Here is a 25390-nt window from a genome sequence, read left to right as displayed (position 1 = left end):
GCTTCCCGCTACTCCGGCAACGCAAACGCTACGAGTATCCCGTTCTCCCCTCGGGCACCCGTAGCGATCACCACGAACTGCCGCCCACTCGCGTCTCCATACGTCATCGGGTTGGCATAACCCACCGCAGGCAGCTGCGCACTCCACACTTCCTCACCGCTCGAGGAGTCGAAGGCATACAGCACGTCGCCGCCTCCCGTCAGGAAGATGAGCCCACCGGCCGTTACTACCGGTCCCGCAGCACCCTGAACACCGAGCCTGTCCGGTAGCTCCACACCACGCAGCAACGGGTGGTCCCGCAACTCCGGCCGATCACCCACAGGCACCTGCCATGCGAGTCGTCCCGTACTCATGTCGATGGCTGAAAGTGTGCCCCACGGCGGGTTCGTGATGGGGATGCCTTCGATGCGCAGCGAGCGGTTGGACGCTCTGTCGATCCCGTAGTCGCCTACCGTCCTGGCTGGATCCGGAGCCGCGATCTTGAGTAGGCTCGCCTCCTCGGTCGCCTTTACGAACATGAGGCCGGTCGTCGGGTCCACGGCTGAGCCGCCCCAGTTTCCCCCGCCAATGATGCCCGGCATGGCCAGCGTGCCCTGCATGGTCGGAGGCGTGAAGAGCCCGCCGAACTGCACGCCCCGTGTCATTTCCACAGCCCGACGGCGCAGCTCGGGCGTCAGGTCGATCAAGTCGTCCGGTGTGAATTGCTGCCGCGAAAACGGCTCCGGCAAGGTCGGGAAGGGCTGCGTCGGCGCCGCGACCTCACCCGGCACCTCGCTCCCCGGAACGGCCCGCTCCTCGATCGGCCACACGGGTTCACCCGTCACCCGGTCGAAGACGTATACGAAGCCCGTCTTCCCCACGATGGCCACCGCTTCGATGCTGCGGCCGTCGACCTCTGCCGTATACAACACAGGCGGGGCAGGGAGGTCGTAGTCCCACAGGCCGTGGTGCACGGTCTGGAAGTGCCAAAGCAGCTCACCGGTCCGCGCATCGACTGCGAGCAGTGACTCCGCGTAAAGGTTGTCCCCCAAGCGATGCCCGCCGTAGTAGTCGTTGCTCGGTGTCCCGACGCCTAGGTACACGATGCCGCGCTCATCGTCGAGTGCCATTGGAGCCCACGCGTTGGTGTGGCCGGTGAAGGTCTCCGAGTCACCCTCCCACGTCTCGTTGCCTGGCTCACCCTCCTGTGGGATCAGGTTGAGATTCCATACGCGCTCGCCGGTGAGGACATCGAAGGCCTGCAGCTGGCCGGGTGGGTCGTAGGGATACACGATCGCGTCCCCGACACCGTTCCCCAGGATCACGACGTTCCCGAACACCACAGGCGGCGACGTCTGCGTGTAGTGGAGCGGATTGGTGTGCCAGATCATGTCAGCAGTAAGGTCGATCTCCCCCCGGTATCCGAACGACTCGATCTCCATCCCCGTGGCAGCATCGATCGCGATCAACCGCCAGCGCGAGTTGAGGAAGATCCTGCGTTGCGGCGCACCGGTCTCGCTCTCACCCGTCCACATCGCGATGCCGCGGTGCACGAAGCCGGTGCCGTTTGGCGGCTGCCCAAAGTCCGTGGTGAGAGGGTCGTACTCCCAGATTTCCTCGCCCGTGGAGGCATCAAGCGCCAGCACACGGTTGTAGGAAGTCACCACATACATCGTGTCTGAAACGACGATCGGCGTGACCTCGAACGTCCCGGGGCGCACGGTGGATCCGCGGACGGGAGCTGCTGGCCCTTCGATCACCGTCTCGCCGGTTTCCCACGTCCACGCGACTTCAAGAGATGCCACGTTCGATCGGTCGATGGTCGTCAGCGGCGAGAACTTCGTGCCCGCCTGGTCGCGGCCATAAGCCGGCCAATCAGAGTCGGCGAAGACGCTGGAGACCGCATCTGCAGCGCCACCATCGGGCCCCGCGCACGCGGCCAACAGAAGAGTCAAAATGAGGGCGAAAGATGAAGCGCTTCTATCGAACGACCTCATGACATCTCCTGAGTTAGTTGCCTCCTGGTCCCGTCACATAAGGCGCGTGCTCAAACACCAGGAACGTCTGCGTGGCAGGCAGCTCACCCGCGCGCAGCGTTGTTACATGACCACCCACTCGCTCGATGCCTTCTCGGCCCTCGAGCCATGGATCTACACCGCCCAGATCGCTCGGGCTGTCCGCTTCAACCTCTAGGTCTCCGAGCCTGTAGTGCATCGGGATGACGATCTTGGGCTGAAGCGTCTCCATGATCTCCTGCGTGGTCTCCTGCGACAGGATATGCCACACACCGTCGCCAGGCACCATGAGCACGTCGACACGGCCAAGCCCAGCGACCATGTCAGGCGTGAGCGGCCCGTTGTCGCCGAGGTGAGCGATGCGTAGTCCGCCGGCCTCAATGACCATGGGCGTGTTCAGTTGCCCGAACTCCATTCCGTACGGATCCGCGTGTTTTCCTTCCACGCCGGTCACGGTGAAGTCGCCCAAGATCTGTTCGCCCGGAGAGTCTATCACGGGCACTTCATCCCCCCACGGGAACGGCATCTCACGGTACCGCCCCGCGTCGTGGTCGTAGTGCGGATGTGTGATGAGAATCGCATCAGGAGCCACACCAGCCGGCCAGTCATATCCGAGCCACACTCGGCTCGCGTAAGGATCGATCAGCAGTTCGGTCCCGTCTGGCGCGCGCAGCAGGAAGGAGGCGTGCGCGATGTATTCGATCTCGATTCCGGGGGCGGAAGCTTCGACGGCCGCCGCGCCATCGGCGGCTTCAGGCGTCCCGTCCCCGCTGCAAGCTGCGCAGGTGGCGACGAGAAGTACGGCAAGGGGGCGCATCATACCATCGGCTCAGACGGCGAGGTCGAGAGCATTGAGACGTGCCCATGTCCACCAAAGTGGGGCCGCTCCTGACTCTCCAGGGAGGGGTCGCGATATCGAAGGAGGCTCGCGAGGTGCCGTGCGGTCGGTTTGCCGAGTGCCTTGGCCAACTCGGCAGTCTCTTCGTCCAGAATGTCGGCCACCTTATGCGAGGCCACCGGCGTCTTTCCGTCACGCATGGCACTGAGTCGGGCGAGCTGCTCGAGTCCATTCATGAAGCCCGGTACGGCCGCGACGGCACCGGGGGTGTTGTTCAGAAGCTGGCGACCACGCGTGTTGTGCCGGCGCTTCTCGAAGAACCACTCCACGACTGCGACCGTGATCACGATGCCGACCATTTCGGTCCCGAGGTTGATGAGCAGGTTGCCGCGTGGTGTCTCCGCGCCCATGAGGAACGTGACCCACACGGTGAGCCCTGCGGTGCCGAGGAAGCCGGCGGTCACGATCCAACGGAGCATGCGCGGTTTGCCTTTATCCGCCGGTGACAAACACCGGCTGTGTCCACGCCACCCATCCACCCGAGTCCACGATCTTGGCTCGAACGTAACCGACATCGGAGGTTAGGTTGAAAATGGCTGGATTCGCTTCAGTTGCACCGATGATCTGCCCGCTCGACCCAATGAATGTGGTCGTGTATTTGAAGTCTCTATCCTGCTCGATGTGTACCTCGAGGCGAGTTTCGCTCACCATCACGTCTGCGAGCTCCACGCCGGTGCTCGCGTAGAAGTGACCGGCCTCGAGCGCGGTCATGAGCGCGAGCGGTTCTAGGGCCGCTGCTCGGATCGATACCCAGCCTCGGCCCGGGTTCGCGCGGTCCGCGGAGAACTCACCTTGGAAGTGATGTGCGTCGTCCACGGCGATGCCGAAGATGCGTTTTCCACCGGTGAGTAGAATGTCCCAGATCTCCTCGAGTCCCGGTGCGCCGCTGCCGCCCTCATTGTGCACGGTGGGGTGACCATTCCATATCTCGATGAGCTTGTCGTTCTCGATTTGAGCGAGCTCTTCTGCTCCGAAGGACCAACCGAAGTTCGGGTGGTTGATGTGGGGCACACCTTCCACTTCGCGGATCGCATCTACGTTGGCCTGGATCGTCGCCACGAGTGACTCCGCCTGCCGTGCCTCAACCAGGCCGGGCAAGTTGAGTCCGTTCACGTGCACGGAGGACTCCTCGAAGCTAGACGTCACTTCTTCGCCGGGCACGAGCAGAAAGGTCGAGTCGACTAGGTGAGCCAACGTCGCCGGGTCCGTAAAGACGTTGTGGTCCGTCAGAACGAGGAAGTCGTAGTCCTGGTCTTTGTACCACTGTGCCACGTATTCCGGCGGAGAGTCGCCGTCGCTCTCGAGCGTGTGTGCGTGGGTGTTGCCCTTGTACCAATTATCCGATGCGTAGTCGGGGATCTCAAAGCGCACGTCTGCAGAGGCAAGTGCGCCCTGTTCAGCAGTGCCTGTGCATGCGCTGAGGGCTACTAGAAGGAACGCAGCATGTCGTTTCATCGGCTGATCCTGTCTGTCGGGAGCGCGGTGGTTTAGGGAGCTGTCGTGCTATCGAGGACAACTGTCGTGTCGGGAGCAGCAGCTGTATCGGGCGTTAAGACGGTGTCGGGGGTGAGCGTCTGACCGTCTGGAGTCTCGGCAGCGGTGCTCTCCTCTCTCGCCTCTGTCTCGGATGGAACCAGGGCCTGTTCCGGCTCTTCCCCGTCGGGCCGGATCGAGGACAGCAGCATCGCGCGGTCACTCATTCGGTTGATGTTGGGCGCCAACGTCGAGGGTCGCGCGAAGGCGTCCGCTCCGAGGAGTTCCTCCGGACGCAGCAGGTGCTCGATGACGTTCAACTCCACGTTGGCCCCTTCCGGCATTTCGAGCGTGAGGAAGACAGCTGGATCAGGTGTCCCCCAGTGCTGAGCCCACTGCAAGGCCTCAGGGTCGTCGATCCTCCTTCCGTTCAGTGCGATCAGCCGCGTGCGCCCACCCACCGGATAGGTGAAGCGGAGCATCTCCGCCCCAATCTGTGAGACGAGCGCGAGCGTGACACGCCGGGTCCCGTCGACCGTTTCGTCGGATTCGTAGGTCACGAGCGGAGGAGCGGCGTCAACGACGGGTGCCGGGGCCACAGGCACATTTCCACCCACGTAGCCGAAGGCAGTGAGGTCCTGTTCCGCCCCGAAGGCGGCCCCGGCCCGTTCGGCTGCCCATGCGTATGCTGGCGTGTCTACAGAGTCGGTCAGGGCTTCAGTGGCCCAGAGTCCCCGGGGCTCCCCGTATTCGTAGGCGTACACGAGCGTGGACGGCGCCGGCCGCTCGGCGGACGGACGCGCGCCGAGTAGCCCCAGTCCGAGCGCGCTCGCTGCGACCACGACGCCAGTCACAGGCGCCCACCAGCTATTCGGATGCCTCAACGAGTCCAGTGCAGGCAGAGCGCAGTAGAGCGCGACCACGGCCAGGCCAACGATGGCGGTACCGAGCTGAATCGACATCGCGATCCAAAGGATCTCCGTGAGCGGCTCCATGATCGCTACGACGGGAAGCGCGAACGCCATCGCGATCACCCAACCCACGACTCCGTCGGCGTTCTGGGCCAGAACGAGTGCGACGATGAGCGCCACCAGCGCCGCAGCGGCAGGCAACTGGAGGTTCATGGCTGCGAGGGGAGCGAACTGCCCTAGGGCGACAGCCGCGGCCACTGGGACGATTGCGGCGCCCAGGGTCAGTTCCTGCCAACGGAACCGACGACGTGCGATTCCATGCAGCGCCGTCACGATCGCGAAGGACGCAGCTACCAGCGCCACGATGTACCAGCCTTCTCGATGGTAGGCCGACCCGTGCAGGCTGCCCAACTCGGGATGCTGGCTCGCTAGCCAGCCGGTAAGGCCAACGGTGGCGCCCACGGCGAGCCCCCCACCTACCAGTGCGGTCACCACGCCGACGAGCGTTCCGGTGTATCCCCATCCGCCGGTTCGTACGAGCACGAGTGCCAGCACGAGCAGCACGAGCAGAATGCCACTAATGGGCGTTACCCACTTTGCGGCGTATACGACGAGCCCCAACACGGGCAGGCTCAGATAGACCGCGTTGGGCGCGTCTACCGTGGTGAGGTCCTGGTTGCCCATGTAGCGCATGGAGCCGAGCGCGTTGAGGCCCTGATGTTGGAGCGTTGTCTCGGAGAAATTCTCCGGGGTGTCGTACTCCTGGTGGTAGACGTGGGCGTTGTCGATTCCCGCGAAGTTGAGTCCCTGGATGCCCGCTTCACGAAATGGCGTGAAGTCCGTGTCGTTGGGCATACGCTGATAGACCTCGTATCCCATCGAGTTTGCCCTCGCGCTGGGCACGCCCTCTCTAAGAGCCCCAACGACCCAACCGTTTTCATTGTTGGTCTCGAACATCATTGCCGGGCCCGCGCCGCCACGCATTTCGAAGGAGAGTGCGACTCGCACATCGGCCATCCAGGGGTGCTCATCCACAAAGGCACGGGCTCCAAGGAGACCGAGTTCTTCCGCGTCGGTGAACAACAGGATGAGGTCGTTTTGGAGGGGCTCGCCTGCCTGGATCGCCCTGTAAGCCTCGAGGAGCGAAACGACACCAGAACCGTCATCGCCAGCACCTCTCGAAATTTCCCGGCTGTCGTAGTGTGCGGTCGCCAGGACAGCACCGGTCGAGGCCGTGCCCGGTATGCGCACGACAACGTTATGGACGGTGGCCGCTTGGGCTCGGGTGGGCCCTTGAATCATCGAGGTGGTCGTCTGGATCTCGGGCTTGAGGCCCATCGAGGTCAGTCGGTCCACTACGTATTGCCGTACCACGGCGTGGTACGGCGAGCCGGGGGGGTGCGCCTCTCTCGCGATGTCGACCAGCATTGTCATGGCTCGCGCCGACGAGAATTCTGTGCTGGGCGCGTTAGCAGGCTCAGGACGGGGGAGTCCGGTCCTGCTGCTCGACACGAATGCCATCAGAAGCAGCAACACCAAGGTCGCCGGTCCCCGCCACTTCGTCCTAGGACCGTCCTCGTTCGCTGGCCGAGGTGTCTCTTCACCAGGTGGCTGGGCCTTCTGCTCCTTCGCAGCACGCTTCGCCTCAGCCTTCGCCTGTTTGGCGGCGGCTTTGGCGGCTGTCTTGGCCACCTTCGGGTCAGGCTCTGAGTCGGCCGCCTGGCCGCCTGAGGGCTCGCCCTGTGCCGGAGACTGGCTCGCCGCTGCAGGAGTGGCCTGAGGTGGCGGGCTTTCACCCAATAGCGCCGCCATCTCGGCGTCGCTCATCTCTGGTCCGGTGTCGCCGAACTCCTTTTCAAGCTCTGCGATCTCTTCCTTTGATAGTCCGAGATCTTCATCGGAAGGAAGATTAGGTAGGTCGAAATCACTCATTCACTTCGGTTCTCTCAGCGGGCTAGATCGCGCACGACGTCATCTATGGCAGCCCGGACAACGGAGGCAGGTAAGCCCGAACCGTTGGACAGGACAGAGAATATGACCTCACTACCATCCTCTCTTACGAGATATCCGGAGAGAGAGTTCACATTTGAGATCGTGCCGGTCTTCGCGAAGACGCGACCTTCGAGGTCGAGAAGGCGGTGTTCGAGCGTCGAGTCCTCCTCTCCGGGCGACGCGAGCGCCTCTTTGAAGATGTCCCAATTCTCGCTGTGACGCATGAAGGACAAGATGCTGACCAGCGCCCTCGGAGTGACCAGGTTATACGCGGACAGGCCGGAGCCGTCCCGCGGGGCCACGTCGAGGCTGTCGATGCCGACTTCCTCGGTGAGGAACGTCCGAATCACATCGACCCCCTCATCCCAGCTCCCTTCTTCTCCCAGTTCGGCGCCCAGTGTGCGGATGAGCTGTTCGGTCATCCAGTTTTGGCTGCGCTCGAGGAGTTGTTGCGAGATGACGGCCAGCGGGGGTGACGAGAACGTGAAGATGTGTCCGGCGTTGGGACACTCTTGTACGAGACCCGAGAGACATCCACGTCCGACACGCATGCTGTCGGCCCATGCGACCCGGGCCGTGCCTTCCATGGTGATGCCCGCCTGCCGTATCGCTGTGCCGAGGGCCGCTGTGGCCTGACGCACCGGATCGCGAATGGCGAAGGAGGCCGTGTCCACGGTCCCCAGCCCAGTTCGACCCTCTAGGACCAATCTCCGAGACTCGGGAAGGTAGAAAGGACGCACGCGAGTGCTGCTGTCAGGTGGTGCGGTGAGGATCCGAGATGTGAGATAGTCACTCGTCCCTCGAGGACTCCACTCCACGCTTGCCGGAGTGCCCACGGCAGGGCCCGCCGTCACAACGACTTGGATCTCACCCTCGTCGATCGCGAAGGCACCGCCTGTCGAGCCGTATGCGAAGCGGAGATCTTCGACCTCCCACGTAGGCCCGACCGTCGTGGAGTCCCACTGGGACACATCCACGAACACCGATCCCGTGAGGTGGCGGAGTCCGCGTCGGTGCAGCGTATCGGCGATCGCGGCGAGCGCCGCTTCACCCGACGCCCAGAAACGGTCCGACATCGTCGGGTCGCCGGAGGCCAACACGACGATGTCTCCGTCGAGCATGGAGTCCATACGTGAGCCTGTGGCCCACACTTCCGTCTCGTACCGGTAGTCAGGTCCAAGAAGCGAGAGGGCGGTAGATGTGACCAACACCTTCTGATTCGAGGCCGGCACGAACTTCCGGTGAGCATTACGAGCGTACAGAGCGCGGCCTGTTCGTACGTCGACGGCCATGACACCGAAGTGCACCTGATCCACGGGGGAGGTGTCGAGCGTGGCCTCCACCGCGTCCCGGTCTACTCCATGGAACCCACCCCCAATTCCGGCGCACGCCGTCTGCGCAGCGAAGAGGGCGAGTAGGACCATACTCTTGGCGACCGACCCGCCCGTTCGGGGACGTGCCGCAGAGCACAGGAGACTCCGTACGCTGTTGATTCCATCCATGGTCGCAACCTCACCAGGGGTTCGGCCCGTGTCCATCTTCATCGCACGAGCCAGCGCTGCAGCGGTCGAATACCCCAAGGAGAATGCTGTCTCTTCAACCGTCGCTCCACCTCAGGCTGCAATGTTACTCCCTTTCACGTGATTAGAGGTACGCGAGCCCGCGCCAATTTCTTCATACATGGTATCAAGGTGTATGCGCGATGGCTTGGGCGGGGTCAGCCTTTGCCGGTGATTTCGTGCAACGCTCCCACGAAAACATCGAGCTCATCTTCAGTGTTGAAGTAGTGCGGCGAGGCACGGAGTGAGCCGTCTACGCTCTTGTGGTCGTAGTCGATGACGGCGTCGATCCGGGATTGACCCGTCGTGTTGATCCCTCGTTTGCGGAGTTCCCGAACGAGGTCTGGGGGCGACCAGCCATCGACTGACAAAGTGACGGTCGCACTCAAGACAGCGCCGTGGTCGAGCACCTCGACTCCGTCCATGGCGGTCAGCAAGCCCCTGAGTTTCGCGGCGAGTGCCCACGAACGCTCCTGGATGTTGCCTAGGCCCAGGTCGGTGGCGTACTGCGCAGCAGCCCCGGTAGCGAGGACCAAACCCCAGAAGAACTCCCACGTCTCGAAGCGTTTTGCGTCGGGGGCCGGTTGGTAGAGATCTGCATCGATCCAGTCGGCTCCTCGTAGATCCGGAAAGAGGGGCTCGAGTCCCGCGTCGAGGGCCCGATTGGAGACGTAGAGAAATCCGGCGCCCCGGGGCCCGCGCAAGTACTTCCGGGCTGTCGCGGAGAAGAAGTCACACCCGATCGACTCCACGTCCACCGGCATTTGCCCTACGGATTGGCACCCGTCGACCATGTAGATGATGTTACGCGCGCGGCACATCTGCCCCACCGCATGCACGTCTTGAACGAGGCCGGAGCTGGTTGGGATATGGGTCACAGCCACCAAGCGGGGCCGTCGCTTGTGGATGATCTGCTCCATGGCCACGAGATCCACGCCACTCTCGGGAGCGTCAGGCGCACGGACGACCTCGACCCCGAAGCGTTCGGACAGAGCGAGGTACTGGATCTGATTCGAGACGTAGTCGTGACGGGTCGTGACGACCACGTCCCCCCGCTCGAATGGAATGGCCGAGAGTGCGGACACGAAGGAAGCTGTGGCATGCTCGGTAAAGGCGATGTTTCCCGGCTCAGTACTCAGGAGCGTCGCCACCTGCTCGTAGGCCTTCGCGATCTTGGGGGCGGCTTCGGCCTCAGCCTCATACCCACCGATCGTCGTCTCAAGATCGAGGTGTTCCTGAATTGCGGCGATCACGGGCCGTGGCATCAGGGACGCTCCGGCGTTGTTCAGATGGACCCGTGTTGCGCAGCCGGGTGTGTCAGCCCTGAGATCGGTGATGTTCAAGAGGGCGTCCTCGTGTATGGGATGTTGAGTGGAAACGATTGCCGAGCGTGAGTCTGTGACTAAAGATCACTACGGGACAAGAAAAGAATTCTAGTCGTAGACGACGAACCCGCAGTCACGAGAGTCATCGCCCGCTTCCTCGAGAACACGGGCCGGTACGAGGTAGTTGAGGTGAACGACCCCTTAAGGGCGGTCGAAATCGCGAAGGCATTCGCCCCTCAACTCGCGGTCTTGGACATCGTCATGCAGGGCTTAGATGGTGGGGAGCTCCTCGCGCGGCTACGCGTCTTGGATGACCTGTCCGAGTTCCCAGCCATGAGTCGGTGATCGACTGCGACCTTGGGCTCAGGGGCGTGCTCGGCTCGGGCTCGTGGTGCAACTAGAAAAAGAGGCGCCGCCCAGACAATGCCGGACGGCGCCTCCGTTCTTAGAGCTAGCTGTGAACTAGTGCGAACCCTGCTCGCTGATCACGCGCGCTTCCTTCTGCTCGCGAACCATCTCACGGACGTCCGCGAGCAGCTGCTGCGCGTCGTACACGATACCGTCTTTGATCGTGTACTTGATGCCGCCGACACGCTCGTTCTCGCCGGTCTCGTCGTTCAGGCGCCAGGCACCGTTGCCGTAGAGCACCTTGAGGTTGGCCAGTGGGTTTTCTTCGACGACGACCATGTCGGCCTTCGCGCCCACTTCGAGTACGCCGAACTGCAGATTGTTCTCCTGGCCACTCGGCTTGTGTAGCTGCACGGCGCCGTGGTATGTGGCGGCCCGGATCACCTCGAGCGGGTTGAATCCGGCCTCGCGGAGAAGCTCAAGCTCACGAATGTAGTCGAAGCCGTAGAGCTTGTAGATGAAGCCTGAATCCGAACCCGTGGTGACGATGCCACCAGCGTTCTTGTAGTCGTTCAGGAACTGCATCCATTTTTCGTAGAACTTGCCCCAGTGGTACTCGTCTTCGCTGGTCCAGTAGAACCAGTAGGACCCATGCGCCTGCCGGCTGGCCTGGTAGTAGTCCCACTGCGTGGGGAGTGTGTACTCCTCATGCCAATCGGCCTCACGGGCGCGCATCACGTCACGGCTCGCTTCGTAGATCGTCATGGTGGGGTCGATGCCGAAGTCGAGCTCCAGGAACCGATCGATAAGCTCGTTCCAGGTATCGGAGCCACGTTCTGCGGACTGATACCAAAGGCGGCCGACCTGCCCGAAACGATGCTGTTCGTTGTTGTAGTTGTAGTCGTTTGGAAAGTCCTGAATGGTCTGGTCGTCGAAGAGCGCCTCGAAGAGACCGTAGTAGTGGGTCATCATGTCGAGACCCAGTTCGGCTGCATCGAGCGCATTCATACGTGCCACACCGGTCTGCGCCAAGTGGGCGACAGTACCGAGGCCGTGCTTATGGGCCTCATCAATGAGAGCTTCCATGATCGCGGGCGGAAGCGAGGACAGCTTTAGGCCATCGATCTTGGCACCATCTACGTCGACTGCGGCAGCGTAGCGGACCCATTCACGGGCCTTTTCTGGTGTGTTCACCGCCCCTTGATCCCACCCTTCACCCGGGCGGGCGTAGGTGTACATCCGCGGAGCGACGATCTCGTTGCGTTCGGACTTCGCCTTCTCTTCGAGCGCCCACATCATGGGACCGTGGCCGACGCCGCGTGACGTCGTGATGCCGTTGCCCATCCACAGCTTGTACGTGTACTCGGCCTGCGGCGCCTTGCCCCCACCACCGGTGTGGGCATGCATGTCGACGAAGCCGGGCAGCACGTAGTGGCCGGTCAGGTCGATTTCACGCGTGGGGTCGCCCGGACGGCGTCGTTCGTCGATCGGCACGCCGGGGAAGCCGACGCTGCGGATCTCGGCGATCCTGTCGCCCTCCACAACAATGTCGACCGGGCCCAACGGCGGGCTGCCCGCACCGTCGATATAGGTCACGCCACGCAGGATGAGTCGCTCGTGCGGTCCGTCGCCTTCGTCCGCTCCCCTGAGGGTGGTCACTTCCATTCCGCCGCCTTGAGCAGCGATAGGAGCGGCCAGGGCGAAGACGGTAGCTGCTGCCATCACAAAGCCAAGCAGCGAGTGGTGCCTCTTCATAAAGCCTCCGAAATCGTGTTTCTCACCCGACCCAGGTGGCTCGGGGGCGGTAAGTATTGGCCCGGTTGGCAGGACGCGCCACACCTCGGCCTGGAGTCAGTTTCTGGAGGCGATTTCTCGAAAGGAGGCCTCTACGGTGTCTGCCACCCGCTGGAACGACTCGGTGGTGGGGACGATCATCTCGAAGTGGCCTGATTCGGGGAGCTCAACGAGGTCGATCCTGTCTGCGCCGACAGCGATCGCCCGATAGAGGTACGACACCGAGGCAGGCGTCCACGCTCGATCGAGAAGGCCTACCACGAGTTGGACTGGCTGAGTGATCGGTGCGAGCTGCATAGGCGAGCCGGCGGCGTAACGTTCCGGGACCTGTACCGGAGTTCCGCCCATGAGACGATCGACGACGTTTCCGCACGCTCCGTTCATCTGAGCCGCTTCGAGATCCCCCACAGCGGCGAGGCCGAGGACGGCGTGGACATCGAGTGGTTCCGCGGTCCACAGTTCGCTGCCTTCGTCGATCTTGTCTCGCCCAGCGGCCCAGAGAGCGAGCGTACCGCCCGCAGAGTGCCCACTCACGACAACACGACCGATATCGAGTGAATATTCGCTCGCCACGTCACGGAGATGATCGAGCCCCATGCCTACGTCTTTGAACGTGTTCGGCCAACCGCCACCCTCATCGCCGACCCGACGGTACTCGATGCTCCACACAGCGTAGCCTCGATCTGCAATGGCACGCGCCAGGCCGGCCGCATGATCCAAGTTGAACGCAGACAGGAAACATCCACCGTGGATGAACGCCAGAACCGGGTGTTCACCGGGTCCGGCCGGTAGGTACAGGTCGCCGAACTGAAACGCATCGTCTCCGTATGCTATTCGGGCGTCGGCTTCCGGGACTGGGAGCTCGGAGAGGTCCCCTGCACCGATCAGCCCCTGAGCAGCGGTATCGGCCGATGTTGCCACGAAGAGCGCGGCGACCAGGGGCCACAGGGTGCGTTCTAGAACTGGTCTTCGAGCCATTGGATTCGCCTTCTCGGTGGAGTGCTGGAAGATTCTGCTCCCGTCGCAGAGCCCAGTGTGCCTATTATTACCTCCCGACCAATTGCACCCAACACTTCTCTACTTCGTGTGAATAGCACTCCTCCCGATCCCGACACCGGCGCTGATGCTCCGCCGGAGGCCCGAGCCGAGGCTGAACGCCTTGGTGAGGAACTCCGTCGTTATGCACACCTCTACTATGTAGAGGCGCGTCCTGAGGTTGGTGACGACGAGTACGACCGACTGTTCCGCCGGCTCCAAACGCTTGAGGCCGAATTCCCAGTGTTCCTGACCGGGGACTCGCCGACGCAGCGTGTGGGGGCAGAACCGAACGACAAATTCGAGACGGTGGACCACGTGGCACCGCTGCTGTCGCTCGATTCGACCCAGGACGAGGTCGAACTCCGTCGGTTCGACGACCGCGTGCGGAAAGCGTTGGGTGAGGGGCACCCGCCCACGTACATCATGGAGCCCAAGTTGGACGGCGCTTCCATCGAGTTGGTATACGTGGATGGTGTGCTCACACGTGCGGTGACACGCGGCAACGGCCGTGCCGGAGAGGGGGTCACGGACAACATCCGTACCATCCCTACAGTGCCGCTGCGGCTGAACACCGATGTTCGTTCAGCACCTTCGCTGCTGTCGCTACGCGGCGAGGTCCTGATGTATATCTCGGATTTCCAGGACTTCAACTCTGCCCTGGTCGATGCAGGTCTCGATCCATACGCGTCGCCTCGGAATTCGGCTGCGGGATCGGTTCGCCAGCTCGACTCGCGGGTGACGGCTTCCCGGAAGCTCGACCTTATGGTGTACGATGTGCTCGCGGTGGAAGGCGAGACGTTCCGAACGGATACTGAGGGTGTCCAAGCGATCCGCGATTGGGGCTTCCGGGTGCCGGAGCGGATTGAGACAGCGGGCTCCGTCGAGGAGATCTTGGCGTACCACGAACGATACGGTGCAGACCGCGAGACTCTCGATTATGAGATCGACGGCATCGTGATCAAGCTCGACGATTTCGCGTCCCGGGCGGCGATGGGTGCCACCTCCCATCATCCCCGCTGGGCTATTGCTGTCAAATTTCCAGCGCGGCAAGAAGTCACACGCATCGACAAAATCGACATCCAAGTGGGGCGCACGGGTGTACTCACACCCGTGGCCTTTCTCCGTCCAGTGGTCGTTGGTGGTGTCAGGGTGGCTCGGGCATCTCTGCACAATCGCGAAGAACTCAAGCGGAAAGACATCCGCGAGGGTGACACGGTGCGCATCCAGCGTGCCGGAGATGTGATCCCGCAGGTCGTCGAGGTCATCGGGCACGAAGACGAGCGTGAGGCCCCGTTCGAGATGCCGACGGAATGTCCGGCGTGCGGTGAAGAGGTCTACCAAGAGGGTCCACGGACCATCTGCCCGAATCGGTTCGGATGCGGGGCGCAACTGAAGGGGCGCATCATCCACTTCGGTGCTCGGGAAGCGCTCGACATCGAGGGGCTTGGAGACGAGACCGCCGCGCAGTTCGTCTCGACGGGTCTCGTGACGACGCTCGCGGACCTGTTCAACCTAGTGCCGGACCAGCTCGTGGGGCTCGAGGGGTTTGCCGAGAAGTCCGCAAACGCGCTCTTCGAGGCGATTCAGTCCAGGAAGGCCCCTGAGCTTCGCCGCTTCCTCATTGGTCTCGGGATTCCCGAGGTAGGCGTCACGGTGGCGCGGGATCTGGCGCAGGCATTTGGGAGCATGGACGCGATTCGGGCGGCATCCAGAGAGGAACTCGAAGCCGTGGACGGCATCGGGCCGAAGATGAGCAAGACCATCACCAGCTTTCTCGCGGTGGAGCAGAACGAGGCAGCGATCGACGCGATTTTGGCGTGCGGGGTGTCTCCCGTGGCGCCCGAGCCCCTCGGGGAAGATCTTCCTGATCAAGGATCCGCGGTCTTCACCGGAACGATTCCGATCCCTCGCGCCACCGCTGAAGCGGCCTGGCGTTCGGTCGGTGGACGCGTCATTTCGTCGGTGTCCAAGAAAACCGACTATGTGGTCGCGGGTGAAAACGCAGGCTCCAAGCTGGAGAAGGCTGAACGACTCGGCCTGACTGTTTTCGATTTCGACGAGTTCGTGGTGAAGGTGCACGAACTCGGCGGCGAGGTGCCCCTCCCGTGACGGTCGCTTGATGGAGAACCTCGATGTCTCGCGCACGCTCACGGAGCTGGCGGATCTGCTCGAGATCCAGGGTGCGTCTATGTTCCGCATTCGAGCATACCGCAACGCGGTCAACACGATCAACTCGCTGAGTCGTCCGCTCTATTCGATGCTCGAGGCGGGCGAAGACCTCACCGAGTTGCCGGGAGTGGGGAAGAGCGTCGCCAAGTACATCGGCGAGCTGCTCGACACAGGAAAGATCAGCCGCATGGAAGAGGTTTCTGCGGAGTTCCCACGGACATTAGTCGAGCTGATGCGCTTGGACGGGGTCGGGCCTAAGAAGGCGCGCAAGCTGTTCGACGAGCTTGAGATTTGCACCGTAGACGACTTGGAGCGTGAGCTGCAGTCGGGGCGCGTGCAGAAGTTAGAAGGCTTCGGCGCGAAGAGTGCCGACAAGATCATTCGGGCCATCGACGACCATCGGAAGCACACAGGGCGCTTCCAGATCCACCAGGTCGAGAAGCTGATCGCGCCGGTTCTCGATCATGTCCGCGCTGCCACTGGCGTGGGCCGTGTGGCGGTCGCGGGGAGTCTGCGCCGGCGCAAAGAGACGATTGGCGACGTTGACATCCTTGCTGAGTTCGACGGAGACGGCACTCCCATTGTCGACCACTTCGTGGGCTACTCTGGCGCGGAGCGGATCGACGGAGCAGGGAGTACCAAGGGCAGTGTTGTGCTTCATTCCGGCCTGCAGGTCGACCTTCGGGTCATCCCGCCGCGCTCCTTCGGGGCGGCCCTGCAGTACTTCAGCGGTTCGAAGGAGCACAACGTCTCGGTGCGGACCCGAGCGGTGCGCCAAGGACTGCGCGTGAATGAATGGGGTGTGTTTCGAGTGCCCGAGGACGCGGACCCAGAGACGCTGGAGAAAGAAGATGGCGAGCGGTTGGCTGGGGACACGGAGGAAGGCGTGTACGAGGCGCTCGGGATGAGGTGGGTACCTCCCGTATTGCGTGAGAATCGGGGTGAAGTGGAGTCGGCCACGTCAGGGGAACTGCCCGCTCTCGTCTCCCTAGAGGACATGAAGGGGGACCTTCAGATGCACTCCACTTGGAGTGACGGGGAGGCTTCCATTGAGGAGATGGCGCGTGCATGTTTGGCGCGCGGCTACGAGTACTTCGCGCTCACCGACCATAGCCAGGCTATGGCCATGGTTGGCGGGCTTACGCCCGAGCGAGCGCGCGCGCAGTGGGAAGAGATCGCGGAAGTTCAGGAGGGTGTCCCTGAGATCCTCATCCTTCGAAGCGTCGAGGTCGACATTCTCAAAGACGGCTCCCTCGATCTCCCCGACGACGTTCTCGAAGAACTTGATGTGGTCGTCGTGTCCGTGCATTCATTGATGGACCAAGACCGCAAAACGATGACGGAGCGTGTGATACGTGCCATTCGACATCCATCTGTCGATATATTGGCCCACCCCACTGGGCGCCGAATCAACCGCCGCGAACCGTTCGAGATGGATGTTGAAGCAGTTCTCGAAGTTGCGGCGGCGGCCTCCGTGGCAGTGGAGTTGAACGCGAACCCGAACCGACTGGACCTCAACGACGTGCATGTTCACCGCGCCCAGGAACTGGGAGTACCCGTCGTTATCAGCACAGATGCGCATTCCCCGCGGGGGCTTGCTGATATGCGCTACGGAGTAGATCAAGCGCGGCGGGGCTGGCTCGAAGCGGCGGATGTGTTGAATACGCGGTCGGTCGAGGACATGAAGACGTGGCTGGGTCGGAGAGCATGATGAGGGAAAGCGTTTGCCCGAGCTGACCGGTGATGTAGTTCTGCTGATCTGCGGCATCGGGGTCCTCTACTACGGTGCTGAATGGCTCGTGAGGGGCTCCGCTCGGCTCGCCGCATCGCTCGGCGTGAGTCCGATCGTCGTTGGGCTCACGATCGTCTCGTTCGGAACGTCAGCGCCTGAGTTGGTCGTGTGCACCGTCGCAGCAATAAGCGGGAATCCGAACCTGGCCATCGGGAACGTGATGGGCTCCAACCTCGCCAACATCGGCCTGATTCTCGGTCTCACGGCGCTTGTCCGGCCCCTCGAGGTTCACGCACGGGTAGTTTGGCGCGAGCTGCCGCTCATGTTGATCATCACGCTCGCCCTGTATCCGCTCATTTGGGATGACCTTGAGTTGAGCCGAGGTGACGGTGTCCTGCTCCTTATGGCGCTCGTGGCGTATCTGCTCTTCGTCTTCCAGTCCTCAGAGGATGAAGCCCCGGAGAGTCTGGGTGAGGACGAGGACTTCATGAAGCACTCGGATCAGGCCACACAACGCGTATCCTTAGGTGACGTGGGTTGGGTAGTGGTCGGCTCGGGCTGCCTCGTCTTGGGTGGTTACGCCATCGTCGAAGGGGCAGTAGAAGTGGCTGGCGCTCTCGGCATTTCGGAAATCGTGATCGGACTCACCGTGGTGGCCGTCGGGACTTCGCTACCGGAGTTGGCGACTTCGATGATCGCTGCGATGAGGCAAGAGGCGGATATCGCCGTGGGGAACGTCATCGGATCCAACATTTTCAATGTCGCCGCGATTCTTGGAACAGCTTCGTTCCTCGAGCCCCTCACGATTCCTGAGAGTGTGCTTTACCGGGAATTGCCGGCGGTTGTTCTCATGTCATTGCTGCTCTTCCCTGTGCTGCGCAGTGGCTGGAAGATCCGCCGTTGGGAGGGAGCGATCCTGCTGAGCGCCTACTGCGCCGTCGTAGTCATCCTGCTCTAGCGTCCGTATCACTCCAATCCAGAGGGCTGATCCAATGAGCGCAGAACCCAGAGCCGTCTTGGCGGCCATCGATCGATGGGAACAGGATGGCCTTGTCGATGCGGAGGCCGGGGCGCGGCTTCGCGCCGAGACGACCCGCGAGGCCGGCAAGTTTTCGCGACGCATGTCCCAGTACGTTGTGGCCACCACCGGCGGTGTTGTTCTGGTGATCGCCGCCGGAGTCTTTTTGGAGTGGAGCTGGCCTCAGATGAGCGAGGCAGTGCGCTCCGGGGTGCTCGCTGTGATCGGTATCAGCGTGGTCGCGATTGGAGCGCGGCTCGAGCTGCTCCGTCGGTGGATTCCGGCCTCCTTTCTGCTTCAGGCAGGTGGGCTCGGAGTTGTCCTGGCCGCCATGATCTATTCTGGCGAGGCTTGGCCGGATGAGACGTTTGGCGCGATCGCGTTCGCGGTGATGAGTCTGGCGATGCCGATTGTTGTGGGTATTCGAGGTATGCGCACCAACGTCGTGACACCGGCAGTGGGGTTCGCTTTCGGTCTGGTGTCGATCGCTTTCTTTTTGATGCGTGCGACTCCGTTGGACAGTGATGGTGTCGTGTGGGCCACTGATGTGGTCTTCCTTGTCGCCGTCCTCGGTCTCCTGAGGGTGCTTGCGACTGACCCGACCGGTGAGAAGCGTCCGTGGGCACTCTACTCGTTCATTACGGGATTACTCGCGGGTTTCGTATTGGTGATCGCGACCGCTTCCGGTCCGCTTGATCTGGGTGACGAGGTGCTCTATCCGCTCGATCTGTGGCTGGGTGTGGTGGCTACACTGGCGCTCTGGGGGCTCCACAAGGGTCCCGCGCATGTGCGAGACGCAGGGCTAGAGAGGATCCTCGCTGTTCTCATGCTGTTCTGGATCCCACTGGGGTTTGGCACCGCGACCCAGGCAATAGACGGTCCCCCAGAAGTCGGACTTCTCCTCGTGGGGAGTGCTGGTGTCGCTGGCTTCCTGCACGCGGATCGTCACGACCTGAGAACATTGATGGCAGTTTCGGCGCTCGCCTTCATTGCGGCTCTGTGGTATTGGGGTGTCGAGCGCGGTGGCGCTCTGGGGGCGGCGCTCGCTCTCTTCGCGACTGCCGGGTTGCTCTTTTGGCTTTCGGGTCGGATGCGTGCGACGGCTTCGGCTGACTCGGTCGAGCCTGCGGGGTAGGCGACCCGCGCCTCGCCCGGTACTTTTGAGTCCCGCAGAAGCAGGGACGCCACAAGCACACTCGTGAGGAGTACCGCAGCATGCTGCCGATCGATCTTACCGGAAAGCGCGCGCTCGTAGCCGGAGTCGCCGACGACAAGGGATACGGATGGGCGATCGTCCGCGCGCTGTCAGCCGCGGGTGCGAACGTCTGCGTGGGTACGTGGCCCCCGACCTTAAAAATTTTCACCAAGAGTCTCGAGCGGGGAAAACTCGACATGTCTCTGCCCGGCGGTGGCGAGATCGTCCTCGAGAAGATCTACCCACTCGATGCGGTCTTTGACACGCAGGACGATGTGCCCGAGGAAGTGAGCTCGGACAAGCGGTATCGGGAGCTCAAGAACTACAGCATCCAGGGGGTAGCAGATTCGCTCAAGGCGGACTTCGGCGAAGGTTGCCTCGACATCGTCGTGCACTCGCTCGCGAACGGACCTGAAGTTCGGAATCCACTTATCGAGACGAGCCGAGCCGGGTATCTCGCAGCTGTGAGCGCGAGCGCCTATTCGATGGTGAGTATGATCCAGCGCTTTGGCCCTCTCATGAACAAGGGAGGCGCGCTCGTGTCGCTCTCCTACCTCGCGGGTGAGAAAGCTGTCCCGGGGTACGGTGGTGGCATGAGTTCCGCGAAGTCCGCGCTCGAGGGCGACACGCGCACTCTCGCCTATGAAGCCGGCCGTAAGTACGGGATTCGGGTCAACACGATCAGTGCAGGTCCTCTGGCGAGCCGTGCGGCAAAAGCCATCGGCACCATCGACGCGATGGTTAAGTACTATGAGGAGAACTCCCCACTTTTTGCGGCCAACACGGCTGCCGACGTCGGTAACGCGGCAGCGTTCTTGTGCTCTCCCTTGGGTGCCGGGATCTCTGGTGAGACGCTTCATGTAGACTGTGGGTACCACGCGATGGGGATGCAGGCTTTCGATCGACTATCTCCAGAGTGAACCCAGGGGTTGCTGAGATCGCAGCCGCCTAGGACCCAATCAACGGAGGGTGAGTGACCGTACAGGCCGATCATTTTGGATCGCTCCTGCCCGACGTCCGCTCACGTCCTCCTGGTCCCGTTTCGCGCGCTTTGCTTGAACGCCTCCGGGCAGTTGAATCGCGTAACGTCACGTTCGGAGACGCCGGATGGCCGGTCTTCTGGGAAGAGGCGTTGGGGTCGAACGTCCGTGACCCGGACGGGAGTGTCTATCTCGACCTGACAAGCGCCTTTGGTGTGGCTCTGCTCGGACATGCGCACCCGGCGGTAGTCGGGGCTGTCCAGAGGCAGGCTGCTCGTCTCATGCACGGCATGGGAGATGTGCACCCACCGGTTCAGAAGGTGCAGCTCTTGGAGCGGTTGTGCGGCTTGGCTCCGTGGTCGGACACGAAGGCGACGTTGGCGTCGACTGGCTCCGAGGCGGTTGAGATCGCTTTGAAGACTGCGGCCCTGGCCACGAACCGCCCGGGTATCGTCGCGTTCGAGGGTGGATACCACGGACTTACGCTCGGTTCTCTTGCAACGACCGAGCGAACGCATTTCCGGGCCCCGTTCCAGGAGCGCCTGTATGGGGGGGTGGCCTTCGCCCCATTTCCGGACTTCATGCGCGAAGGTGAGGCCGGGGCTGAGCGCGCACTAGATGTCGTTCGGCAGGCGTTGTCAGAGGGCGCTACGAACGGGGACGCGGTGGGTGCTGTCATCATCGAGCCCGTACAGGGAAGGGCCGGAGTCCGCTTGGCGCCGCACGGGTTTATGTCTGCTCTGTCGCGGATCGTAGCCGAGTCCCACGCGGTGCTTATCGCGGACGAAGTGTTCACGGGCCTCGGCCGGTGTGGCGCGGCTCTGGCTTCCGAGCGGGTGGGCCTTCGGCCTGATGTGGTTTGTGTGGGGAAGGCCCTTGGTGGCGGCATGCCGATCTCCGCGTGCTTGGCTCGTGCGGATGTGATGGATGCCTGGCCAGCGAGCGATGGTGAGGCGATTCATACGAGCACGTTCCTGGGTCATCCCGTCGCGTGTGCCGCCGCTCTGGCTGCCCTGGAGACGCTCGAAAATGAGGCGGTGGTGGAGCGCTCCCGTGTGCTGGGGGCTCAGCTTCTCAAGTCCCTTCGGTCTCGCGTCGAGGGGGCCGCCGGAGTTGTGGACGTCCGCGGCCTTGGCCTTCTCATCGGGATCGAGTTCGAGGAGGACGGCTATGCGGTCCGATTGGCTTCAGCCGCGCTCGAGATGGGCCTTCTGGTATTGCCTGCTGGTGACAGGGGCCAGGTTCTCGAGCTGTCACCCCCCGCAGAGCTCAGTGACGCGCAGGCGGACTTCGCGCTCGACGCACTCGAGCGACTCATTCGTCAGGGGGTCTGAGATGCGCGTCGTGTTTTCGGTGATTATTGCGGCGATGGTCGGAGTTGGTTCGATGAGTGTTCGGACCGAGCCCGAAGAAGCGCTCCTTCTTGTACCGGTTCTCCTCGTCCCTGGCTGGTTCGACACTGATCGTGATCTCGCCGCTCTGAAGATCCGATTGGTGGCATCTGGGTGGGCGGGGAAAGACATAGAGACGATGGGCTTCCGCAGCCCCACAGGAAGCAACCGAGTTCATGCGGAGGAGATCGCGGCTGCCGTCACAGATCTTCGGAAGCGGACGGGTGCCGACAAGGTGGATATCGTGGCGCACTCGATGGGGGGCTTGGCAACGAGGTGGTACCTCCTCCACCAACAGGACGCACCCGTCCGGCGAGTGGCGTTTATCGCGTCCCCCCACCGGGGCACTTACAGCGCCTATCTGTCCTGGGGTGAGGGGCGCCTAGAGATGAAGCCTGAGAGTGCGTTCCTCGACACCCTCAATGCCGCGACCGCGGTTCCTCTGGGCACGCAAGCGATTACCGTGTGGACGCCACTCGACACGCGCATCATCCCGGTTGAGAGCGCGAAGCTTGTGGGTTTTCCGGACTACCGAGTGTGCTGCCCCACGCATGCCGGTCTGCTGAGGGATACTCAAGTTTTCCAGATCATTCGACGATTTCTCGAAGACGGGTACGAGAAGCAGCGATGAGCCGCGATTGGTCCGCCGTACTCTTTGATCTGGACGGTACGCTCGCGGACACCGTTGAGCTGATTCTGCGCAGCTACCGGCACACGATGGAGACACACTTGGGTGAGGCACCTCCGGACCGGCTATTCCTCGACACCATGGGAAAGCCGCTCCCGACGCAGATCAGAGACTTCGCCGAGGACGAGGCGCAGGCTGAAGCTATGCGCCAGACCTATGTCTCGTTCCAGCGGGAGATTCACGACGACATGGTGAAGCCTTATCCCGGGGCTGATTCAGTTTTGGAAGAACTGCGCGGCCGCGGGGTCAAACTCGGCGTGGTAACGAGCAAGGCAAGCGGAATCGCCGCGCGGACGCTCGAAGCGTGCGGCTTGTTTGGGCACATCGATTTCTTGGTGTGTCATGACGAAGTGGAGAAGCCCAAACCCGATCCCGAATCGGTCGTGCGTGCGCTCGAGTACTTCGACCTCACGGATCGCCCGGGGGACGTGATCTTCGTGGGAGACTCTCCCTTCGACATGCAGGCCGGACGTGGTGCGGGCACGAAGACAGGGGCCGCACTTTGGGGCCCGTTCGAACGAGATGCGCTCGAGGCACAGCAGCCGGACTATTGGTTCGATGAGATCAGGAGCGTTTTGGAGACCGCTCCCTAAATCGTCACTTAGTGGGTCGAAGTCGCGAAGTCGATCTGCTCTGCCAGCTTGATGTCCTTCTCCGTAATCCCACCCGCGTCGTGTGTCGACAGAGTGATCGTCACCTTCTCGACACGCACATCGATGTCCGGATGATGGCTGTGTGTGTCGGCTAGCGTTGCTACCCGATTCACGAAGACGATCGAGTCCCGGAACGAACTGAACTCGAAGGCCTTCATGAGCTTGTTCGACCGTCGCCTCCAGCCCTTCCGGCCCTTAATCCATCCCCGAACCGATTCTGTATTGAGCTTCATATCTCACCTTACGCGAACAAAGATTCAAGTCTTTGTGAAGAAACGACTTATCACGGGTGTGAGCAGTCCAATTCAGCGGCCGTCACCTCCCACACGTACCGAACTAGAAGACACATCCGGGGCCGAAAGCGTTGAGGGGTTGACCCTCGGAAGCGGCCCTTTGTAGACTTTGAGCCCTCCGATATCGGAGGGTATGAATGCCCTTATCGTCTAGTGGCCTAGGATATCGCCCTCTCACGGCGGAGACCGGGGTTCGAGTCCCCGTAGGGGTATCGACGAATGAGCGAGGTCCGGACAGCGGTCCGGGCCTCGCGCGTCTGGTAAGTAGGTCGCTTAGCTCAGCTGGTAGAGCGCCACGTTCACATCGTGGATGTCGCAGGTTCGAGTCCTGCAGCGACCATATACTTCGGCCTCGGCCGACCCTTGGGAAACGTTGGACGTGGGAGGGTTTGAACAACCACTGCGCCGGCGTGACCAACTGCTGGGGCTGGATTCGGCCCACCAGCATCTCGGGAATGAAGCCGTGGAAGGTGTGGTAGTTCTTCCGGCTCACGACCGTAAGCTTGGGGTCACCCCGCTTGATGGCCTTGCACAGCCTCTTGACCAGGTAAACTGCGGCCCACCCCCCCCAAGGCAGACGATGCGCGTGGGCGACGCCTTCACCCTCCGTTCTCCAGGAAGCCCGCAAGACGTTCCCAGATGGGTCTGCGGGCCTCTCCGCTGAGATAGCAGTCCAGGTGTCCGAATCCCTCGAAGGTCTCGCGTTGGATGTTGGCCCCGAGGGCGTCGTGGAGCATATGCCACGTGCGCTCCGTGGCTTCCGGTACGAACATCTGGTTCTCCTGCCCGGAGATGAGCAACATGGGCACGTCGAGGCGGTCGAGGTGCCGGCGATCGTCGTCGTCGAGGATGTCGTCGGCCCGGCTGCTCGGCGCCACGCCCTTGAGAAACGAACTGTTCACCTCGGGGACCAGTTCGCCCATGAGCGCGTGGGTGGCGTCGTTGATCTTCTCGTGGAGGACGATATCACCATACGTCGCGCTGTGACGATGGCACGCGGGGTTGTCGCACGAGTAGGACTTGGGCCACACCGCCGCCAGGAACCCCACGGCCAGATCCCACATTCCCTCGCGAGGCGTGTCCTGGGCCTGGTGCACCATCCGGTTCGCCGGCAACAGCCGGTCGACGCCCAGGCTCACCTTGAGGCGATTCGCCTTGTTCATCACAAGGTGCAGGCCGACCTGGCTGGGCACGAAGGCCTTGATGTGCCCCGGGTCAGTATATCCCCGAACCAGGGATAACATCATGCACGGCGAACTCAGGCAGTGGGCCAACACCGACACCTGTGCCGCGCCGGTTGCCTCTCGGACGTGCTCGATGGCCGCGGGCCAGTCGTACCGCGCCACGTCATCGAAGTCGTATTCCTGGTTGTGCGCCGCGAGGTAGGGGCTGGTGCGCCAGTCGAACAGCCAGATGTCGAAGCCCTCGGCCGCCAGGTATTCGGCGAAGCTCTGCTCGGTGGTGTCGGTCAGGAAGCACAGGGCCGACATCGCCGTGCCGGGAGCCAGGATGACCGGGCCCTTGTCGCCGCCGGCGATATGGTGCACCTGAAGTGCCGCACCGTCCCCGGCGGTCAGGGCGGTCCGGACGGGGGTTGGACATGACAGGGGACGCCGCACTCCGAACAGGGGCGGATGGGCCGCAACTGGGACACCCTCGTTGAGGGAATTGGATGACATGGGACTTCGAGGGAGGAGAGGAGTCTTGACGCAGCCAATGTGTGCCGTTGCCGTGCACAGGCAAGCTCCACACTTAGAGGAACCAGGCGCAGTCGCCCGCGAGCGAGGGGGAGTGTCGAGGACGTCCAGGCGATGGCCCATTCGACACGGGAAGCGGTTCGTTCTATTCTGGTTTCCTTGCAAAGAGCCCTTCGACGGGTACACGGCCCTGGTCAACGAGCCAGAACCCATAATGAAGTTTCTTGCGCCCTGCCTCGGCC

The 25390-nt window shown here is 62.5% G+C and carries 20 protein-coding genes and 2 tRNA genes; 11 read left to right on the top strand and 11 right to left on the bottom strand.

The window, feature by feature from the left end; genetic code table 11:
• Positions 1-8: 8 nt before the first annotated feature.
• The 7 genes from P8L30_06020 to P8L30_05990 form a co-directional block, all read right to left on the bottom strand.
• Positions 9-1976 carry a pyrroloquinoline quinone-dependent dehydrogenase gene (locus tag P8L30_06020; GenBank protein ID MDG2239739.1) on the bottom strand — a complete coding sequence of 656 codons (1968 nt, stop codon included), beginning with the start codon at positions 1974-1976 and terminating at the stop codon, positions 9-11.
• Between the two features lie 13 nt (positions 1977-1989).
• Positions 1990-2814, bottom strand: a complete 825-nt coding sequence (locus P8L30_06015) for an MBL fold metallo-hydrolase (protein MDG2239738.1) — start codon at positions 2812-2814, stop codon at positions 1990-1992.
• Entirely contained in the window at positions 2811-3311 is a 501-nt protein-coding gene (locus tag P8L30_06010) for a hypothetical protein (protein MDG2239737.1), read from the bottom strand. Before P8L30_06010 ends, P8L30_06015 begins: the two co-directional genes overlap by 4 nt.
• Before the next feature lie 13 nt (positions 3312-3324).
• Positions 3325-4347 (bottom strand): CehA/McbA family metallohydrolase, encoded by a 1023-nt coding sequence (locus tag P8L30_06005; GenBank protein MDG2239736.1) that lies wholly within the window; start codon positions 4345-4347, stop codon positions 3325-3327.
• A 32-nt stretch (positions 4348-4379) separates the two neighbouring features.
• Positions 4380-7208, bottom strand: a complete 2829-nt coding sequence (locus P8L30_06000; protein ID MDG2239735.1) for a M28 family peptidase — start codon at positions 7206-7208, stop codon at positions 4380-4382.
• 14 nt (positions 7209-7222) lie between these two features.
• The gene (gene dacB / locus P8L30_05995) at positions 7223-8848 is read right to left on the bottom strand and encodes a D-alanyl-D-alanine carboxypeptidase/D-alanyl-D-alanine-endopeptidase (protein MDG2239734.1); all 1626 of its coding nucleotides are present in this window, start codon (positions 8846-8848) and stop codon (positions 7223-7225) included.
• A gap of 137 nt (positions 8849-8985) precedes the next feature.
• Entirely contained in the window at positions 8986-10170 is a 1185-nt protein-coding gene (locus tag P8L30_05990) for an aminotransferase class V-fold PLP-dependent enzyme (GenBank protein MDG2239733.1), read from the bottom strand.
• Between the two features lie 87 nt (positions 10171-10257).
• On the opposite strand from P8L30_05990, the gene P8L30_05985 reads away from it, so the two are divergent.
• Complete coding sequence (locus P8L30_05985; protein MDG2239732.1) at positions 10258-10497, top strand: response regulator; 240 nt, start codon at positions 10258-10260, stop codon at positions 10495-10497.
• Between the two features lie 117 nt (positions 10498-10614).
• Here the strand turns inward: P8L30_05985 and P8L30_05980 are convergent, their stop codons facing one another.
• The gene (locus tag P8L30_05980; GenBank protein ID MDG2239731.1) at positions 10615-12255 is read right to left on the bottom strand and encodes an amidohydrolase family protein; all 1641 of its coding nucleotides are present in this window, start codon (positions 12253-12255) and stop codon (positions 10615-10617) included.
• A 96-nt stretch (positions 12256-12351) separates the two neighbouring features.
• Entirely contained in the window at positions 12352-13272 is a 921-nt protein-coding gene (locus P8L30_05975; GenBank protein MDG2239730.1) for an alpha/beta hydrolase, read from the bottom strand.
• Between the two features lie 108 nt (positions 13273-13380).
• On the opposite strand from P8L30_05975, the gene ligA reads away from it, so the two are divergent.
• The 8 genes from ligA (at position 13381) to P8L30_05935 (ending at position 23098) form a co-directional block, all read left to right on the top strand.
• A complete protein-coding gene (ligA, locus tag P8L30_05970) occupies positions 13381-15441 on the top strand; it encodes an NAD-dependent DNA ligase LigA (GenBank protein ID MDG2239729.1) in 2061 nt (686 codons plus the stop codon).
• A 10-nt stretch (positions 15442-15451) separates the two neighbouring features.
• Positions 15452-17212 carry a DNA polymerase/3'-5' exonuclease PolX gene (gene polX, locus P8L30_05965; GenBank protein ID MDG2239728.1) on the top strand — a complete coding sequence of 587 codons (1761 nt, stop codon included), beginning with the start codon at positions 15452-15454 and terminating at the stop codon, positions 17210-17212.
• Between the two features lie 13 nt (positions 17213-17225).
• Complete coding sequence (locus P8L30_05960) at positions 17226-18191, top strand: calcium/sodium antiporter (protein ID MDG2239727.1); 966 nt, start codon at positions 17226-17228, stop codon at positions 18189-18191.
• A gap of 34 nt (positions 18192-18225) precedes the next feature.
• Positions 18226-19386 carry a hypothetical protein gene (locus P8L30_05955; protein ID MDG2239726.1) on the top strand — a complete coding sequence of 387 codons (1161 nt, stop codon included), beginning with the start codon at positions 18226-18228 and terminating at the stop codon, positions 19384-19386.
• 80 nt (positions 19387-19466) lie between these two features.
• Positions 19467-20366, top strand: a complete 900-nt coding sequence (locus P8L30_05950) for an enoyl-[acyl-carrier-protein] reductase (GenBank protein ID MDG2239725.1) — start codon at positions 19467-19469, stop codon at positions 20364-20366.
• Positions 20367-20419: 53 nt separating this feature from the next.
• Positions 20420-21760, top strand: a complete 1341-nt coding sequence (locus P8L30_05945) for an aminotransferase class III-fold pyridoxal phosphate-dependent enzyme (GenBank protein MDG2239724.1) — start codon at positions 20420-20422, stop codon at positions 21758-21760.
• Position 21761: 1 nt separating this feature from the next.
• The gene (locus P8L30_05940) at positions 21762-22448 is read left to right on the top strand and encodes an alpha/beta fold hydrolase (protein ID MDG2239723.1); all 687 of its coding nucleotides are present in this window, start codon (positions 21762-21764) and stop codon (positions 22446-22448) included.
• Positions 22445-23098 carry an HAD-IA family hydrolase gene (locus P8L30_05935; protein MDG2239722.1) on the top strand — a complete coding sequence of 218 codons (654 nt, stop codon included), beginning with the start codon at positions 22445-22447 and terminating at the stop codon, positions 23096-23098. The genes P8L30_05940 and P8L30_05935 overlap by 4 nt, the downstream gene beginning before the upstream one ends.
• Before the next feature lie 8 nt (positions 23099-23106).
• On the opposite strand, the gene P8L30_05930 is transcribed toward P8L30_05935, so the two are convergent.
• Positions 23107-23391 carry a 4a-hydroxytetrahydrobiopterin dehydratase gene (locus tag P8L30_05930; GenBank protein ID MDG2239721.1) on the bottom strand — a complete coding sequence of 95 codons (285 nt, stop codon included), beginning with the start codon at positions 23389-23391 and terminating at the stop codon, positions 23107-23109.
• Between the two features lie 199 nt (positions 23392-23590).
• On the opposite strand from P8L30_05930, the gene P8L30_05925 reads away from it, so the two are divergent.
• Positions 23591-23663, top strand: a tRNA-Glu gene (locus P8L30_05925).
• Between the two features lie 55 nt (positions 23664-23718).
• Positions 23719-23791, top strand: a tRNA-Val gene (locus tag P8L30_05920).
• A 259-nt stretch (positions 23792-24050) separates the two neighbouring features.
• On the opposite strand, the gene P8L30_05915 is transcribed toward P8L30_05920, so the two are convergent.
• The gene (locus tag P8L30_05915) at positions 24051-25130 is read right to left on the bottom strand and encodes a hypothetical protein (protein MDG2239720.1); all 1080 of its coding nucleotides are present in this window, start codon (positions 25128-25130) and stop codon (positions 24051-24053) included.
• Positions 25131-25390 lie beyond the last annotated feature (260 nt).

The sequence above is a fragment of the Longimicrobiales bacterium genome (genome assembly GCA_029245345.1).
Classification (GTDB): domain Bacteria; phylum Gemmatimonadota; class Gemmatimonadetes; order Longimicrobiales; family Gaopeijiaceae; genus CALFPJ01.
Note: the sequence above shows the minus strand (reverse complement) of the source record. Positions and strands in the feature narration are given on the sequence as shown.

What these genes read in the sequence shown, in the direction of transcription:
- P8L30_05950 (MDG2239725.1), top strand. Translation starts at nt 19,467, where the DNA reads ATGCTGCCGATCGATCTTACCGGAAAGCGCGCGCTCGTAGCCGGAGTC.
- P8L30_06015 (MDG2239738.1), bottom strand. Translation starts at nt 2,814, where the DNA reads ATGATGCGCCCCCTTGCCGTACTTCTCGTCGCCACCTGCGCAGCTTGC.
- P8L30_05935 (MDG2239722.1), top strand. Translation starts at nt 22,445, where the DNA reads ATGAGCCGCGATTGGTCCGCCGTACTCTTTGATCTGGACGGTACGCTC.
- P8L30_05975 (MDG2239730.1), bottom strand. Translation starts at nt 13,272, where the DNA reads ATGGCTCGAAGACCAGTTCTAGAACGCACCCTGTGGCCCCTGGTCGCC.
- P8L30_06010 (MDG2239737.1), bottom strand. Translation starts at nt 3,311, where the DNA reads ATGCTCCGTTGGATCGTGACCGCCGGCTTCCTCGGCACCGCAGGGCTC.
- P8L30_06000 (MDG2239735.1), bottom strand. Translation starts at nt 7,208, where the DNA reads ATGAGTGATTTCGACCTACCTAATCTTCCTTCCGATGAAGATCTCGGA.
- P8L30_05930 (MDG2239721.1), bottom strand. Translation starts at nt 23,391, where the DNA reads ATGAAGCTCAATACAGAATCGGTTCGGGGATGGATTAAGGGCCGGAAG.
- P8L30_06020 (MDG2239739.1), bottom strand. Translation starts at nt 1,976, where the DNA reads ATGAGGTCGTTCGATAGAAGCGCTTCATCTTTCGCCCTCATTTTGACT.
- P8L30_06005 (MDG2239736.1), bottom strand. Translation starts at nt 4,347, where the DNA reads ATGAAACGACATGCTGCGTTCCTTCTAGTAGCCCTCAGCGCATGCACA.
- P8L30_05980 (MDG2239731.1), bottom strand. Translation starts at nt 12,255, where the DNA reads ATGAAGAGGCACCACTCGCTGCTTGGCTTTGTGATGGCAGCAGCTACC.
- P8L30_05940 (MDG2239723.1), top strand. Translation starts at nt 21,762, where the DNA reads ATGCGCGTCGTGTTTTCGGTGATTATTGCGGCGATGGTCGGAGTTGGT.
- P8L30_05955 (MDG2239726.1), top strand. Translation starts at nt 18,226, where the DNA reads ATGAGCGCAGAACCCAGAGCCGTCTTGGCGGCCATCGATCGATGGGAA.
- polX (MDG2239728.1), top strand. Translation starts at nt 15,452, where the DNA reads ATGGAGAACCTCGATGTCTCGCGCACGCTCACGGAGCTGGCGGATCTG.
- P8L30_05915 (MDG2239720.1), bottom strand. Translation starts at nt 25,130, where the DNA reads ATGTCATCCAATTCCCTCAACGAGGGTGTCCCAGTTGCGGCCCATCCG.